The sequence below is a fragment of the Peribacillus sp. QJM3NY_7 genome (assembly GCF_056173225.1).
Window position 1 is genome coordinate 649,718 of the sequence record NZ_CM149663.1, and the last position, 15,324, is coordinate 665,041.

General features: G+C 40.8%; 11 protein-coding genes and 2 pseudogenes. 10 read left to right on the top strand and 3 right to left on the bottom strand.

Going from position 1 to position 15,324, the window contains the following annotated elements; all coding sequences use genetic code 11:
- Positions 1–230 precede the first annotated feature (230 nt).
- The gene (locus AC0VX1_RS03135) at positions 231–1,283 is read right to left on the bottom strand and encodes a potassium channel family protein (protein ID WP_475469837.1); all 1,053 of its coding nucleotides are present in this window, start codon (positions 1,281–1,283) and stop codon (positions 231–233) included.
- A 151-nt stretch (positions 1,284–1,434) separates the two neighbouring features.
- A pseudogene (locus AC0VX1_RS03140) lies at positions 1,435–1,598 on the bottom strand (nucleoside recognition domain-containing protein); the annotation flags it as partial.
- Between the two features lie 17 nt (positions 1,599–1,615).
- Between AC0VX1_RS03140 and AC0VX1_RS03145 the strand changes: the two are divergent.
- The 4 genes and pseudogenes from AC0VX1_RS03145 to AC0VX1_RS03160 form a co-directional block, all read left to right on the top strand.
- Positions 1,616–2,408 (top strand): annotated as a pseudogene (locus AC0VX1_RS03145) (YjiH family protein); the annotation flags it as partial.
- 498 nt (positions 2,409–2,906) lie between these two features.
- Entirely contained in the window at positions 2,907–3,683 is a 777-nt protein-coding gene (locus AC0VX1_RS03150; protein WP_413009623.1) for a transporter substrate-binding domain-containing protein, read from the top strand.
- A gap of 73 nt (positions 3,684–3,756) precedes the next feature.
- Positions 3,757–4,401 carry an amino acid ABC transporter permease gene (locus AC0VX1_RS03155; RefSeq protein WP_034305627.1) on the top strand — a complete coding sequence of 215 codons (645 nt, stop codon included), beginning with the start codon at positions 3,757–3,759 and terminating at the stop codon, positions 4,399–4,401.
- A complete protein-coding gene (locus AC0VX1_RS03160) occupies positions 4,398–5,132 on the top strand; it encodes an amino acid ABC transporter ATP-binding protein (protein ID WP_475469839.1) in 735 nt (244 codons plus the stop codon). The genes AC0VX1_RS03155 and AC0VX1_RS03160 overlap by 4 nt, the downstream gene beginning before the upstream one ends.
- A gap of 244 nt (positions 5,133–5,376) precedes the next feature.
- Here AC0VX1_RS03160 and AC0VX1_RS03165 read toward each other — a convergent pair whose 3' ends face one another.
- A complete protein-coding gene (locus AC0VX1_RS03165; protein WP_475469840.1) occupies positions 5,377–7,884 on the bottom strand; it encodes an NEW3 domain-containing protein in 2,508 nt (835 codons plus the stop codon).
- A 244-nt stretch (positions 7,885–8,128) separates the two neighbouring features.
- On the opposite strand from AC0VX1_RS03165, the gene AC0VX1_RS03170 reads away from it, so the two are divergent.
- The 6 genes from AC0VX1_RS03170 (at position 8,129) to AC0VX1_RS03195 (ending at position 15,276) form a co-directional block, all read left to right on the top strand.
- Complete coding sequence (locus AC0VX1_RS03170) at positions 8,129–9,355, top strand: ROK family transcriptional regulator (RefSeq protein WP_063577417.1); 1,227 nt, start codon at positions 8,129–8,131, stop codon at positions 9,353–9,355.
- Positions 9,355–10,434, top strand: coding sequence for an extracellular solute-binding protein (locus AC0VX1_RS03175; protein WP_475469842.1), 1,080 nt, complete (start codon positions 9,355–9,357; stop codon positions 10,432–10,434). Before AC0VX1_RS03170 ends, AC0VX1_RS03175 begins: the two co-directional genes overlap by 1 nt.
- A gap of 15 nt (positions 10,435–10,449) precedes the next feature.
- The gene (locus AC0VX1_RS03180) at positions 10,450–11,562 is read left to right on the top strand and encodes an ABC transporter ATP-binding protein (protein WP_475469844.1); all 1,113 of its coding nucleotides are present in this window, start codon (positions 10,450–10,452) and stop codon (positions 11,560–11,562) included.
- Positions 11,559–13,247 carry an ABC transporter permease gene (locus tag AC0VX1_RS03185; protein WP_475469846.1) on the top strand — a complete coding sequence of 563 codons (1,689 nt, stop codon included), beginning with the start codon at positions 11,559–11,561 and terminating at the stop codon, positions 13,245–13,247. The genes AC0VX1_RS03180 and AC0VX1_RS03185 overlap by 4 nt, the downstream gene beginning before the upstream one ends.
- Before the next feature lie 15 nt (positions 13,248–13,262).
- On the top strand, positions 13,263–14,747 hold the full coding sequence (argH, locus tag AC0VX1_RS03190) for an argininosuccinate lyase (protein ID WP_336059757.1): 1,485 nt from the start codon (positions 13,263–13,265) through the stop codon (positions 14,745–14,747).
- A gap of 322 nt (positions 14,748–15,069) precedes the next feature.
- Positions 15,070–15,276, top strand: a complete 207-nt coding sequence (locus tag AC0VX1_RS03195) for a hypothetical protein (RefSeq protein ID WP_250161119.1) — start codon at positions 15,070–15,072, stop codon at positions 15,274–15,276.
- The last annotated feature ends 48 nt before the right edge of the window (positions 15,277–15,324 follow it).

The window sequence follows — 15,324 nt, forward strand, 5'->3', positions numbered from 1 at the left end:
AAACAACAGAACCTTTAATCGATCTTTGATTGAAGGTTCTTTTTTGTTTTAAAGCTTATTCAATTTAGGATGCATATTTGCAGGCAAGTTGATTGGGAACGAGATGCACTCGCTTTTCTAAGCAGGAGGCCCGAACACCCGCTCCAATCAACTTAGTTTTAACTTAAATAAAAACCCTTTTGCCTACAAACTGAGGGATGCTATTATAGCATCCCTAAAGATTCCTGATTCTAATGTATTTTTGAATTTATTTTGGAAATGGTCTCTTTATCGCAAATAATGAAAAGCTGTGCATCATCAGGAATTCGTGCATCTAATTTTTGGTTTATGTTAAGATCACCAAGATCTGCTACCAGTGTGGCCCCTTTATTAAGAAGGTCCATGAATGCATCACGATAGGTTCGCCATTCATCTTGTTTAGAAATCTCATACATCGCCTCTTCATACTTTGAGCTCATGAGTTCTGAATACATGTGAGTGACTCCATGAGAAAATAATGATCGTACTGCTGCGTGGGAGATCATTTCTTGTGTAGGAATAAACTCATCCACCTTTACACGCTCAAATAAACGAATATGCTTTTGATTGATTACCTCAGCGGTGACGTGTATTGGCGTATTGGTTTTTTCTTCAATGGACGTTATGGCAGTGGCAACTAATAATGTCTTTCCATCGACAAGTAACGGATCCTTTGTAGCATAATTATCTTGTGTTATTTGGTCAGCAAAAATGATAACGCCTTTTGCTTTAGGCAGATTTGCACGGAGTAATGTTTCTTCATCGGTGGCATCCCCGCGAACATAAAACAGACGCTCCTCCATCATGGGTGATTTTTCCAGGCTATCAATGATAACAATATCAATGGTTTCATCAGATTTAAAAATTTCTTGAATTGCTGATTTTGACTTTTCACTCCATCCAATCAGAATGATATGATTTTTACCTGTATATTTCATTTTTCCACCAACTTTACGTTTTTCGATAAGATATACAGATTTAATGATTTTTCCAATAAAAAGACTAACAAGCCCAATACCCGTTATGTATAGACCGATGGTAAATGCTTTTCCAAGATCGGTGACCGGTGCATAGTCACCAAAACCAACCGTAGCAAGCGTTGTAAGAACCCAGTAAACTGAAGTTAAATATGATTCGAACGTCTGTGGCTCTATAGAAAAAGCAATATATGCTGCAACTAATATGTATAAAATGGCAAATGGTATAAAGATTTTCCCTCTTAATTTAATCAGGTAATATATTATTTTTTTTACCTTAATTCTCATCATACCCATCCTAGTTATAAAGTCATCGTCGATTGAATTATATTTCCCCAATTTAACAGATAATTAAACGTAAGTGTATGAACTATTTATTCCCAAGTTGGGAGCAAAAAAGCATATAAAAGAAAGTTTGGTTGGATGTGTGACGTTTAGCTCTGTTTCTTATGCACAAAAGGGGCAGGAACACTCCTGCTAAATCAGCAACCATATCAACAGCTGAACGCCCCGGCGTTTTAAATATCGGCCTCATGATCGGCTGCATCAGTACACCTAAAATTCGAGAAGCCCGTATCCAATGAGCAGCGCCAAAAGGAACGACAAGACCTACAGGTATAAGCTATTCCATTGGTATGCTTATTACGAATCGACTATATAAAGAAGGAAAATACACCCTTGAAGAAGCAGCTATTATTGTAACTGCCTTTTCAACGGTTTCAGCAACGTCGTTTATGATCGTTGTAGCAAAAAACCCTCAGGCTTATGGACCTATGGTCGCTTTTCTTTTGGGTTTCTTTAGCGATCACGTACCTTGCCATTACCGTACGTTTTTGTCCAATAAATAAAATGAGCGACGAATATTATTCGGATAATGCGGACCCAGAAGAAGTTTTCAAACAAGGAATTTTCCGAAGTGTCTGGAACAGTGCGATGGTAGGAGCAAATAATTAAGTAAGTCTTGGCAGAAATTTATGGAAAAACTTAAAGGACGGTTTTCTTATGACAATGAGCATTCTGCCGTCCATTTTATCCGTTGGTCTCATCAGCCTTGTATTAGCGGAGTACACTTCAGTATTTAATTTACTTGGCTATCTTTTTTACCCATTTACCTGGGCATTGCAAATACCTGAACCATTTTTGGCTGCAAAAGCTTCAGCTATAGGAATTGCAGAAATGTTCCTGCCGGCGCTTTTTGTAGTTGATGCACCACTGGTAACTAAGTTCATCATTGCCGTGGTTTCTGTTTCATCCATATTGTTCTTTTCAGCGGCGATACCTTGTATCCTATCAACCGAAATCCCGATCAGCATTACGAAGTTGATTGTTATCTGGTTTGAACGGACACTCATCACGTTAATTATTACGGCACCCATCGCAATATTGCTGCTAGTGCAAATCAATGAATCTTAATTCGATCACAAATCGAACGGATGCGTTCGTATTATAAGGTCGACCAGTAAAAATTACTGGTTGGCCTTTTTGATAGAAGTAGACATGGTAGGACTCACGGTTGCGCGGGACATTTGAATCAGGGGGAGTGGAGGCTGAAAAACAATTCCTATATTCTAGTTTAAAAGCATCCAAATGTTAATTGATTTAGTTTTTTTCTTATCCAACTAATGGGGCATCTCCTATTAGGGATGACCAAAGGAACCCTTGTGAATACCACCCTCCAATGGTCTTGTTTTACAGGTATTGATGACATGATCGGCTATTTTTATCGAGAAGGATCCCATAGCCTTTTTGTGTTTTCCAACACTGTAACAATATTAGGAAAAACGTCCATAAAAATTATTTAAAGAAAATAATATTTATTCTAAAAATTCATATTATAATACTTTATTCTTATGCTATATTATAGGGAGAATTATTTATTATCACGTATAATTAAGAATTGGAGTGATTTAAATGAAGAAACTTGGTTTATTGAGTATGTTTTTGATTTTAACTATCTTTATCTCGGCTTGTGGAACCAATGAAGGAAAAAATGCAGGTGAGGAAAAGAAACCTGAAAAGGTATATAAAGTTGGTGTGGATACGACTTATCCTCCTTTTGAATTTAAAGAGGGGAACGACTATAAAGGTATCGATATCGAATTGATCAATGCAATCGCGAAAGACCAGGATTTCAAAATCAAATTGTCTCCAATGGATTTCGGTGGAATCATTCCGGCTATGCAAGCCAATCAGCTTGATGTGGCCATTGCAGGAATGAGCATTACAGAGGAAAGAAAAAAGGTAGTGGATTTCTCAACACCGTATTTTGATGCAGGGTTAACAATAGTTGTTAAGAAAGATAATACAAGCACTAAAACCGTTAAGGATCTTAAAGGAAAAACCATAGCAGTGAAAAAAGGAACAACAGGTGCTAAATATGCACAGGATAATGCTACGAAACTAGGAATCAAGGTTGTTCAATTCAATGATAGTCCAGCGATGTTCCAGGAAGTGGCCAACGGTAATGCGGATGCCCTTATAGAAGATTACCCAGTCATCTCATATGCAATCGCCCAAAAAGATCTTGGGTTGAAAATCGTAGGTGAACGTTTGAATGGTGACCAATATGGAATTGCTGTATTGAAAGGGCAAAACGGGGATTTATTGAAAAAAATAAATGATGGTCTTGCCAATCTTAAAAAAGACGGCACATATGATGAAATTATAAAAACGTATCTTGCTGAATAAGGTTAATAAACAATAGATTAAAGCTCATTAGGCGCGCTTATGGCGCGCTTTCTTTTTCAAAGGGGTGAAAGAAATGGATATAATTGTTGCGGCGTTGCCACTTTTATTAAAAGGACTTCAGGTGACACTTTATATCTTTGTGATTGCCATTATCCTAGGTTTTTTGATTGGTCTACTTGTCGCTTTGCTGCGACTTGCCCCCATCAAAATCTTGAACTGGATTGCAAAGGTTTATGTGGATGCAATACGAGGGACACCGTTCATCGTTCAGTTATTTTTTATCTATTTTGGTGTGAATTCATTGAATTTGATTTCTTTGGACAGTACAACAGCTGGAATAATTACCGTTGCAATCAATGCAGGGGCATATTTTGCTGAAATAATAAGGGCTGGTATACAATCAATCGATAAAGGGCAAACGGAGGCGGCAAGATCCATCGGGTTCACTGGAGCTCAAACAATGAGATATGTCGTGCTTCCGCAAGCCTTTAGAAGGATGCTCCCTACCATTACGAATCAATCGATCATCAGCTTGAAGGACACTTCTCTATTATCCGTAATTGGTATAGCCGATTTAACCCAGCAAGGTCAGATTCAAGCTTCGGCAACCTTTGAAGCATTCAAGGTTTGGCTGGCCGTGGGTGTAATTTACTTTATCATCATCTATTTGTTAACCCTAATTGCTAATTTCATAGAAAGGAGGGTACAAGTTCGATGAGCATCATTACAGTAAAAAACCTAAGAAAATCATTTGGAAGTGTCGAGGTTTTAAAAGATATAAATGCAGAAGTGCGGGAAAAGGAAGTAATTTGCGTAATAGGCCCTTCTGGATCTGGAAAGAGTACATTCCTGCGTTGCCTGAACCTCCTTGAGGAAGTTACGGGCGGCGAAGTGGTCATTAATGGACATGATATTACCGATCCTAAAAGGAAAATCAATATAAACAAAGTCCGGCAAGAAGTTGGAATGGTTTTTCAACATTTCAATCTATTTCCACATAAGACCGTTTTGGAGAACATAACCTTGGGCCCTATTAAAATTCGTGCCACCGATAAAGCGGAAGCAGGAAGATTAGCGCTTGAGTTATTGGATAAGGTTGGTCTAAAGGAAAAAGCAAATAGCTATCCAGGGGAACTTTCCGGCGGACAAAAACAGCGGGTCGCCATCGCAAGGGCATTGGCGATGAATCCGAAGATCATGCTATTTGATGAACCGACTTCTGCCCTTGACCCTGAAATGGTCGGTGATGTTTTGGAGGTAATGAAACAACTTGCTAAAGAAGGAATGACAATGGTCGTCGTTACGCATGAAATGGGCTTTGCCCGGGAAGTCGGGGACCGGGTGATATTCATGGATGGAGGGTATATCGTGGAAGAAAATGAGCCGAATGAATTATTCGGTAACCCTCAGCACGAAAGAACCAAAGCATTCTTGAGCAAAGTGCTTTAACGGGATGCTTTTAAGATCGTAAATCATGAATGAAGTTGTGCATAAAGTGTGGACAAAGCAATGCGGGAAATGAGGGGAAACCCCAAACGCATGAGCCTTTCCCTCATCTTTGTGCATAACTTTTTTTGTTTTTAGAGCAGGAACCTATCAGTCAGGAGATGTTTTTATTCATATCAGCTTCAATCGGGCAAACGTCACAGAAAAGAAACCTATGCATTTAACACATGCATAGGTTTCTTTTTATTTATTTGGCACGGTAACTAATCAAGTTCGTCATGATTCGATATCCGCCTGGAACCTGGCCTTGAATTTGCCTGTATAGGACAAGGTTGGTATAGAGGTAGGTGCCATTACCGTATTTAGCCATAAGGATACCGCCATCAAATGGTTCTTCATTCGGATCAGCCATGGAAATGAATGTTTCATACCGTTCATCCCATTCCATTGGGAAATACAATCCTCTTTCTTGGACCCAATTGCTCCAGTCATCACTTGTTATTTTATTTGGATAGGTAAAAAGCGCCGATTCTGGTTTCGACACGTTTACTGTGGCTCTTTCATCGGTTACCCGCCAGCGAATCGAAGGATTCCCGAGGGTAAGAGGATATGGAGCCGTCTTTAATGCATCCCATCCATCACCCGGTTTATGGTATTGCACGACGAGATGTCCGCCGTTTTCCACATACTCAAGTAAGCGCGCGTTATTTGCCTTTAAATCTTCCCTTGATAGATAGGCACGGATGCCTGTAACGATCGTGTCATATTGACTTAAATCACCTTCAGCTAAATCAGCTTCAGTTAACTTCGTAATGTCCAGCCCTGCATTGCTTAAATAATCTGCCACTTTATCGAATCCGCTTTCAATGTACCCCACTTTTAATGAAGCTGGCTTCAAAAGCTCAAATGCAACGGTATTGATAGCTGCTGGGTATTGGTAATAGAATGTTCCGATATGGTCATAGGAAATCTCCTGAATGGTCGAATCAAAGGTTTTCCCATTGACAGTGGCAGCAGCCTTCACCTGATATTCGCCTTTTTGGATGGCCTTCGGCGGTCTGAGGGTGAACTTCACTTGTTTTTCTTCTGATTTTTCATTAAATGATACAGTGGCATTTTGGGGATGGACTCCCCAATTTTCAGGGACTTTTAAAGCTACCTTTGCAGATGCTTTTCCTTCTGTATAGTTTTTCAAGGTCACCGCCACTGGGATTTCCTCTTTTACATCTGCTGTATTTACGACGATATCTTCAGGAGATAAGGTAAGGGCAACGTCGGGAAGGACGGCGATCGTTCCATCCAATTCTTCTTTGATGGAAGTTTTTGTGCTCCCGTATTTATAAGAAATGCTTGTCGTAATGGTTGATTCATCATAGGCATGGTAATAAGCTGCATCTTCAGGGACTTCAACCAGGTAGGTCATTGTCGCAGATTTATTAGGTGCCAGATTGACATCTTTTGATTTTATTTTTGTCTTCCATCCTTTAGGCACGTTCAATGCAGCAGCGACTTTTTTCAATGTTTGTTTCCCGTTATTCTTCATGGTTATGGTTACGTACGTATTTTGACCTTTAGTAAGAATCTTTGAAGCTGCTTCAGCTTGAACCTCGAGCCCTGAGGAGACATAACTGACGTTTTGCAATTGCTCTTCTTTTAATGAGAGCTTATGAATCAAGTCGTTTTTGATGGCAGGGCTTAGCTTTGCCTTTTTGACTTGCGCAGTCATTGAACGAACATTGGAAAGAGCTTTTTGGGATGTTGAAAAAACACGTTTAGCATGGGGATAAGACTCAATAACAGCGTCCAGATTCCGTTGCAGGTACCTAAATTCACCTTTTAATTTTGAAGCTGAGCGAGGGAGTTTTTCAGCCCATTCAGTAAAATTGTAAGGTACACCTGCAAAAAGGTCCGACTCGCTTTTTGTATCAACCGCGCTTTGCTTCAAATCCAAATGGATCTGGCGCGGTGCTGCAGGGATATCAGAACCCATGCCTTGGCTTTTGTGCAGATAGCGGGATTGTTCTCCAAGCTGTGGGTAAGTCATTTTGTATATTGGGTCATATTTACCGATTTCTATCGAAGTGGTTGCTTGATCTGCCGAGGAAACGGGCAAATATAACTTTTTCACTTGCCATACCGATAGACCTTGTTCCAATTGTTGTGGAAACACAGTTGGGTCGGCGGCATCCGTAAAGGCACGTTCACTTAGGATTGTCATTGTTCGATGATGTCCATGCTGGGTATCATCATTTTGAAAGGATGGCATCAATATATCTGGCTGATACGTCCGAATAAAGCGGATAAGCCGTTCATATGTGAGTTCCTCGCCCCATTTTTGTAATGTTTCCTCTGGTGTTTTAGAGAAACCGAAATCATAAATGGGATCAGAGGTGGTTTCGCTTAGATGATAGGCTTTAACCCCGGTGATTTTTGCAGCTTCTATCATTTCCCTCGAACGGATGATTCCAAGAGCGTTGTCCAGTTCATCCCCAATTTCATTTTGTCCTCCCTCACCACGGTTTGCAATCAGGCTGGATGTTTTCACCCCTAACCCTCTCGATAGATAAGCGAGAAAGTCACTGCGTTCATCATCGGGATGGGCACCGCTGTTCAAGAATGTCACAGTCGTTTCGAGCGGCTTGACTGCATTCCATAATTCGACGTTGGTATCATCAGGATTTGCAGCGCTGCCTCCAAGCGGCAATGATGCAAGAACCAACAAAAGGGAAAACAACGATAACAAAGCTTTTTTCATTCTTCTTTTAACCCCCTTCAACTTTTATAAAAAAAATGTAGGTTAGTAATGTTTTCTAACTAACCAGATAAAAAACCTATCTAATAAATAGCACTAGTGGTTATAAATGTAAATAATTCGAAGTAACTATTAAAAATCGAACATTTTAAATGTTCCGAAAAAACTTGTGCGTTGAAATTATTTAAGTTATATTTTTACTTAATTAGGAAGATTTACTAACTAAATAATGTAAGGCCGTGATGTGATGAGTTTTAAAAGGACACCCAGTCATCAAAAATATGTAAATAAAAAAAGAATCATTCAATGCATCCAAGAATGTTCACCCATTTCAAGAGCTGAAATCGCCGTTAAGCTTCAGCTAAGTAAACCAACTGTTTCTCAGGCTGTGGATGAACTTATACAGGAGAAATGGGTATTCGAGAAAGGAATAGGAGTATCCTCATCTCAAGGCGGGAGGAGGCCCATCCAGCTCTTTTTTAATGAAAAGGCTGCCTATATCATCGGTGTCGATATAGGCGGGACGAAAGTGAAAATCGTTTTAAGCGATTTAAGCGGCAACATCCTTGCTGACACTAGTTTTTCAACAAACACTTATTTAAATTCAGGGCTGCTTAAACAAATGGCGATTGAAACGGAGCGGTTAATTGCAAAGAATCAGATTGCGAAGGAAAGGATATTGGGGATGGGAGTCGGGATCCCTGGCATTACGCAAACGGCAAGCGGATTAGTAATAGAGGCACCGAGTTTAGGCTGGGTACAATATCCATTTATAGCAGAAGCGAAGCGTTATTTTGATTTCCCCATCTTTCTGGACAATGATGTAAACGCGGCTGCACTAGGTGAACAGTGGCTGGGTAATGCACAAAATAAGCGGAATTTACTGTTCATTGCGGTTGGCACGGGAATCGGAAGCGGCATCATCTTGAATAACCAGTTATACAGAGGAGCTTCCAGTGCCGCTGGGGAAATGGGATATATGGTGACGGACAAAGAGGATATAAAACGTGAATTCAAGCCGATTTTCCATAGATACGGCTATTTGGAAAGTGTCGCAGGAGGCAAGTCGATTGGCGGTCACTTCACCAGGGAGGTCCTCAAGGATCCTCACCATTTTTTATTCGAACGGGCCAAATCTTCCGAACTATCGGGGGAGGATGCTTTTTTGGCAGCAAAAAAAGGAGATACTGCAGCTATGGCCATCATAAATGAAGCCATCGAACATTTAGCCTGCGGAATTGTCAATGCGGCTAGTTTGCTAAATCCGGAAGTGATCATTTTAGGAGGTGGTGTATTAAATTCTGCTGAATACATTTTACCTAGAATTCGGGAGGTCGTTGATCGATATCTTCCAAGTTTAGTAGAAATGAAAACTTCACAACTGGGAGAAGACGCAGGGGTGCTTGGAGCGGTTTCCCTATTTTTAAGGGAACATGATGGCATTTTGAATTTTCGCGATGAGGGGGAATATTAATGAAAAATAGGAAAAAGTCGCTTGTTTCAGTACTGACCTTATCGGCAGCACTATTAATTTCGGGATGTAACGGTACAGATACGAAAACGAATTCGGATGATGGCGAAAAGGGTGAGCTCGAAGATAAAATCGTTGTTTATTCACCGCATGGCAAAGATATTTTATCAAAATTCGAAAAGCAGTTCGAAGATAAGTATGGTATTGATGTTGAGTGGCTTGATATGGGGTCTCAGGAAATCCTTGACCGTGTTCGTTCAGAGAAAAGTAATCCGCAGGCAGACGTTTGGTGGGGTGCACCTTCCACGAACTTCAATCAAGCAAAGGATGATGGGCTGCTGGCCGCTTATAAGCCTAGCTATTCCGATAGTCTCGATGAAGGATTCCGCGATCCGGAATGGTATTGGACAGGAACGAGCCAGACACCGGAAGTCATCATGTATAACAGCAAAGAATTATCAAAAGACGAGGTACCGAAAGATTGGGATGAGCTGCTTGATCCGAAATGGAAAGACGAAATCATCATCCGCTATCCGTTAGCCTCCGGAACGATGAGGACAATTTTTTCTGCGATGATCTATCGTACGTATAAGGATACAAATGATCCGAAAGAAGGGTATGACTGGCTAAAGAAGCTCGACCAAAACACGAAGGAATATTCAGCGAATCCGGAAATGATGTATAACAAGGTAGCAAAAGGAGAGGGCTCACTTTCCGTTTGGGCAATGCCGGATGTCGTCATGCTGAAAGAAAATAAAAATTATCCATTTGAGTTCGTCATTCCAGAAAGCGGAACGCCAGTATTGACAGAAGGTATCGCCATCGTTGAAGGTGCCAAGCATCCAAAAGCGGCTGAAGCCTTTTATGAGTTCGTGAATTCACAAGAAGCCGCAAAAACTTTGGCAGAAGAATTTTACAGGATTCCGACCAGAAGTGATGTGAAGGGTTTACCTGAATGGATCACGGAAACGGAAATTAAAGCGATGGATATTGATTGGAATGCATTCCAGGAAAAAGGTGACGAGTGGATGAAATACTGGGACGAAAATATTAAAAGCGGAGATAAAGAAATTAAAGAATAAGGAAGTGTCGTTTGGATGGCGTCAATAAAAATAGAGAATGTCCAAAAAGCCTTCGGGAAAACGATAGCTGTTGACCATTTAAATCTGGACATCAAAGAAGGTGAGTTTTTTACCTTTCTTGGTCCAAGCGGCTGCGGTAAAACGACAACACTTCGGATGATTGCCGGTTTTTATTATCCAACTAAAGGTGTCGTCCGATTTGGCGACAAAGATATGACGCGTGTACCTCCGGAAAAAAGAAATACAGGCATGGTTTTTCAAAACTATGCCCTCTTTCCCCATATGACTGTTTTTGAAAATGTAGCGTTTGGCTTGCGTGTGAGAAAGGTTTCTTCTGCTGAATTAAAGAAGAGAGTGCTGGATGCCCTCCAAAAGGTCAGGCTGGAGAGCTACTCGGATCGTCAAGTGAGCCAGTTAAGCGGAGGGCAGCAGCAGCGGGTGGCCCTGGCGAGAGCACTGGTCATTGAACCGGAAATATTACTGCTGGATGAACCATTAAGTAATCTGGATGCCAAGCTTCGTGATGAAATGAGAGTGGAAATCTTAAGGCTGCAGCGTGATTATAAGATTACCACCATTTATGTCACTCATGATCAGGCTGAGGCATTATCCATGAGTGATCGAATCGCTGTGTTCAATTATGGTGTATGTCACCAGGTCGGGACGCCAACAGAAATTTATAATCGGCCGGCCAATGATTTTGTGGCGAGTTTTATAGGCGAGATTAATCTTTTGCCCGTTCAAGTTGAAAAAGTTCAACAAGATAATATAGAGATTGTCCTTAAGAATAGTGAAAAACCGATTAAATTGAAGGTGGAAAATCAAGCTAGGGACGGAATTTCAATCATACAGAGTGATGCTGACCTTGCTGTTTCGATTCGTCCTGAAGCAATCAGGATTCTGGATGTGACCGAAGAAGGAACGAATATCTTTAAAGGTAAAATAAATTCCGTCCAATTCTTTGGGTCTGTTGTGAATGTCATGGTGGATGTTCAAGACGTGTTACTAAGGGTCGACGTATTTAACACCCATGATTTTGGATACTTTTATCAAGGAAAGGAAGTGTATGTCCAGCTTCCCGAGAAACAGCTGCGTCTTATCCCTGTCATAAGCGGTGATGCGCCATGATTAAAAATCGTGATACGAGATTGACGGTTTGGCTCCTTATACCAGTTGTATTGGTGCTCATAGCATATGTACTCTACCCGTCATTGAGGACCTTTATTGAAAGTCTGCAAAAAGACGGAACGATATCCCTTGGAAATTATCAGGACTTCTTCGTACAGGAATCGAAAACGAACTTAGAGGCTCTTTGGAATTCTGTTTATATATCCTTTTTGAGTGTATTGGTCAGTGCCTTGATTGGCATTCCGCTCGCATTCATTTTTAACCGTTACGATTTTCCCGGCAGAAGCTTCTTTTCATCAGCAGCGATTTTGCCGATTGTCCTTCCATCATTGGTAGGGGTAATGGCCTTTATGTTTTTATATGGAGAATCGGGATTGATTCCAAATGCCATCAAGGACCTGTTCGGTCTCGATAAGGTTCCATTCAAGATTGGCGGGGTACCGGGAATTCTTATCGTGCATGCCTATACGATGTATGTTTATTTTTATATGACCGTATCCGCTGCAATCAATAAAATAGATCCATCACTTGAAGAAGCCGCTTATAACTTAGGAGCAAATAAATTAAAGGTTTTTTGGAAGGTGACATTTCCATTATTGACACCTGCAATCGTTGCCGCCTCTTTACTTGTTTTCATGATATCGATGGCTTCTTTCAGTGCCCCGTTTTTATTAGCTGGCGGATACAGGGTGTTAAGCCTGCAAATTTATTTTTCAAAAATCAATGGTGATATGGAAATTGCCGCTACCCAATCGGTCATTCTATCCATCGTTTCGATTTCATTTCTATTATTCATGCGTTGGTATCAGAATAGGAAGGATTATCGAATGGTCTCGAAAGGGATTGGGGCACACAGGAGTGAAGTGAAGAACCCGGTTATGAAATGGGTGATGGTCGTAACGGGGGTCATCGGCGTAATTATTCTGCTTTTACCGCACTTTACGATTCTTTTACTTTCACTTGTGCCGGATGGAACCTGGACATTTCAAACGTATCCCACAGTATTTAATGTTGAAAATTACAGGCTTTTGTTTGAAGACCCTAATATCTTCAAGCCGTTAAGAAATAGTTTACTGATGGCGTTTATTGCTACGTTGGCAAATCTGGTGTTTGGGGTCATAGCGTCCTATGTACTTGTCAAACGGAAATTCGTCGGGAAAAGCTTTGTCGATATTCTAGTCATGATTCCTTGGGCGTTGCCTGCAACGGTCATAGGGATGAACTTGATATTCGCATTCAATGAACCTAGTGTTTTTTCTTTCGGTCAAATCTTGGTAGGCACATTTTGGATTTTGCCGCTTGCCTATTTCATCAGGCATATTCCACTCGTTGTCCGGTCGACTAATGCCGTTCTGGAGCAGCTGGATGATTCGATTGAGGAAGCAGCCAGAAACTTGGGGGCTAAGTGGTTTTATACCTTCAGAAGGGTAATATTTCCGATTATTATGCCTGGTGTTTTATCAGGGACATTATTGGCATTTATCGAATCTGTGGGGGAATTCCCGACCTCGGTCCTGTTGTACACGATTTCAAACAGGCCCATATCCATTGAAATCATGAATCAGCTTCGGATGTTCAATATGGGGCAGGCCGCTGCCTATGGGATGATTCAAATCACGCTGATTGTAATCGTTCTCTTTATTTCGAACAAGTTTTTTGGAATCAAAGCGGAAAAAGCTTTATAAATCGGAGGTTCAAAGATGAGCAGGCTTGAACAATTTATCAAAAATGAAGGTAGTGTCTTTCCCGGAAAAACCTATGTTAGAGAGCTTCTGATGCCTGTTTTTAATGATCAAAGAGATTACTTATTTGATGCAATGTTCGATATTCATCGGGCACATGTCATCATGCTTTCGGAACAAAAGATCATTAAAGATGAAGAGGCGAAAACCATGCTTGATGGGATTCGGAAAGTGGCCCAAACAGATCTCGCGCAGTTGACCTATCAGCCCCAATTCGAAGACCTATTCTTCATGATGGAGGCAAAGATCGGTGAGGAAATCGGCCATGAACTTGCAGGGAAGATTCATATCGGCCGCAGTCGTAATGATATGGGGGTTGCGATGTACCGGCTTGTTTTGAGAGGTCATCTGCTCCAATTGGTTGGCTATGCAAACCAATTGAGTGAAGCATTCTTGGTGCAGGCTGAAAAACATACAGAAACCTATATTACAGGTTACACACATACCCAACCGGCTCAGCCGACTACAATAGGACATTACTTTTTAGCCATTTATGATGTGCTTCAAAGGGATATTGGCCGGTTATGGGCAGCCTATGAAACGGTTAACCAATCCCCTTTGGGTGCAGCCGCGTTAACGACCACCGGTTTTCCGATCAGTCGGAACCGTACGGCTGAACTGCTTGGGTTTGATTCTGTGATTGAAAATTCCTATGACTCGATTGGCGGGGCAGATTATTTATTGGAAACCGCAACTGCCATCATGACGTGCATGGTCAATACCGGAAGGTGGATCCAAGATTTCCTGCAGCATGTGACAAGGGAGTTTGGTACATTTCACGTGGCGGACCCTTATGTTCAAGTGAGCAGCATCATGCCGCAAAAAAGGAATCCTGTCTCCATTGAACATTCCCGTTCGATTGCAAGCAGTGCGTATGGTGATGCACTTGCTGCAATGAATATGATTCACAATACACCATTTGGTGATATCGTCGATACGGAAGATGATTTACAGCCACATTTATATCGGGCTTTTTCGAATGCAGGCCGTGTCATGAAACTAATGTATGCCGTCATGTCGACTTTGAAAGTAAATGAAGAACATACAAAGAAAATGGCCGCAAAATCCAGTATAACGATTACTGAATTAGCGGATACCCTTTCAAGAGATTACGACATATCCTTTAGAAAAGCCCATTCCATAGCCAGTCATATTGCAAAAAAGTCGATTAGTGAAGGGAAAGAGCTATATGATTGGGACACACAAGAAATCAACAAGATCATCAATGAATTCGTATCAGTGAACATAGCAGAAGATGAATGGAAAAAAATAATCTCTCCCGAATATTTTGTGGAAATCAGAAGCATTCAAGGCGGGCCCTCCCCGAAAGAGGTTACGAGAATGATTTTAAATAGAAAACAAAAACTGGAACAAGAGTTGCAGGAATATAAGAAAGTGGTCAAAGAATTGAATGATGGCAGGAAGGCTTTAGTGGATTACTGAAATGAGCTTTAACGGGCATGAAACTCACGAGTATTTGCTTCATGGACACGAGTAAAAGCATGAAATTCACGAGTATTTGCTCCAAACTCACGAGTAAAAGCCCGAACCTTCTGAAAAGAGTATTTTTTGTTGGCTCGGAAGCAATACGATGCATTTCACTAAGAAAGCTTCATATTTTATGATATATAGTCATTCTTTATCAGGGTGGCTATTTATTTTGGATTTTTAATGCAACTGAGTCATCCCCAGTGACCATGAATATAGATTATTCCTAAAAGCAATTCTATTATTTGGAGAATATATAATGTGAGGCGGAATGTTAATGTCAAATAGATCTCAGTTCGGTGTTATCCTGATTTTAATAGCTTTCGTAATATCGATTACTTTTTGTTTGAACCCGGAAGTCTTATTAAGAGGTGGATATGATTTAGCTATGGATGGCCTGGTAGTATCCAGAACCTTGATGATTATTTTTTCGTTGTATTTATTAGTTAAAATAGGGGATTTGTTTATAAACAGAAAAGATTAATAGTCTAAAATGAGGTTTCCCATCAACAATATTGAGATAAAGGACACT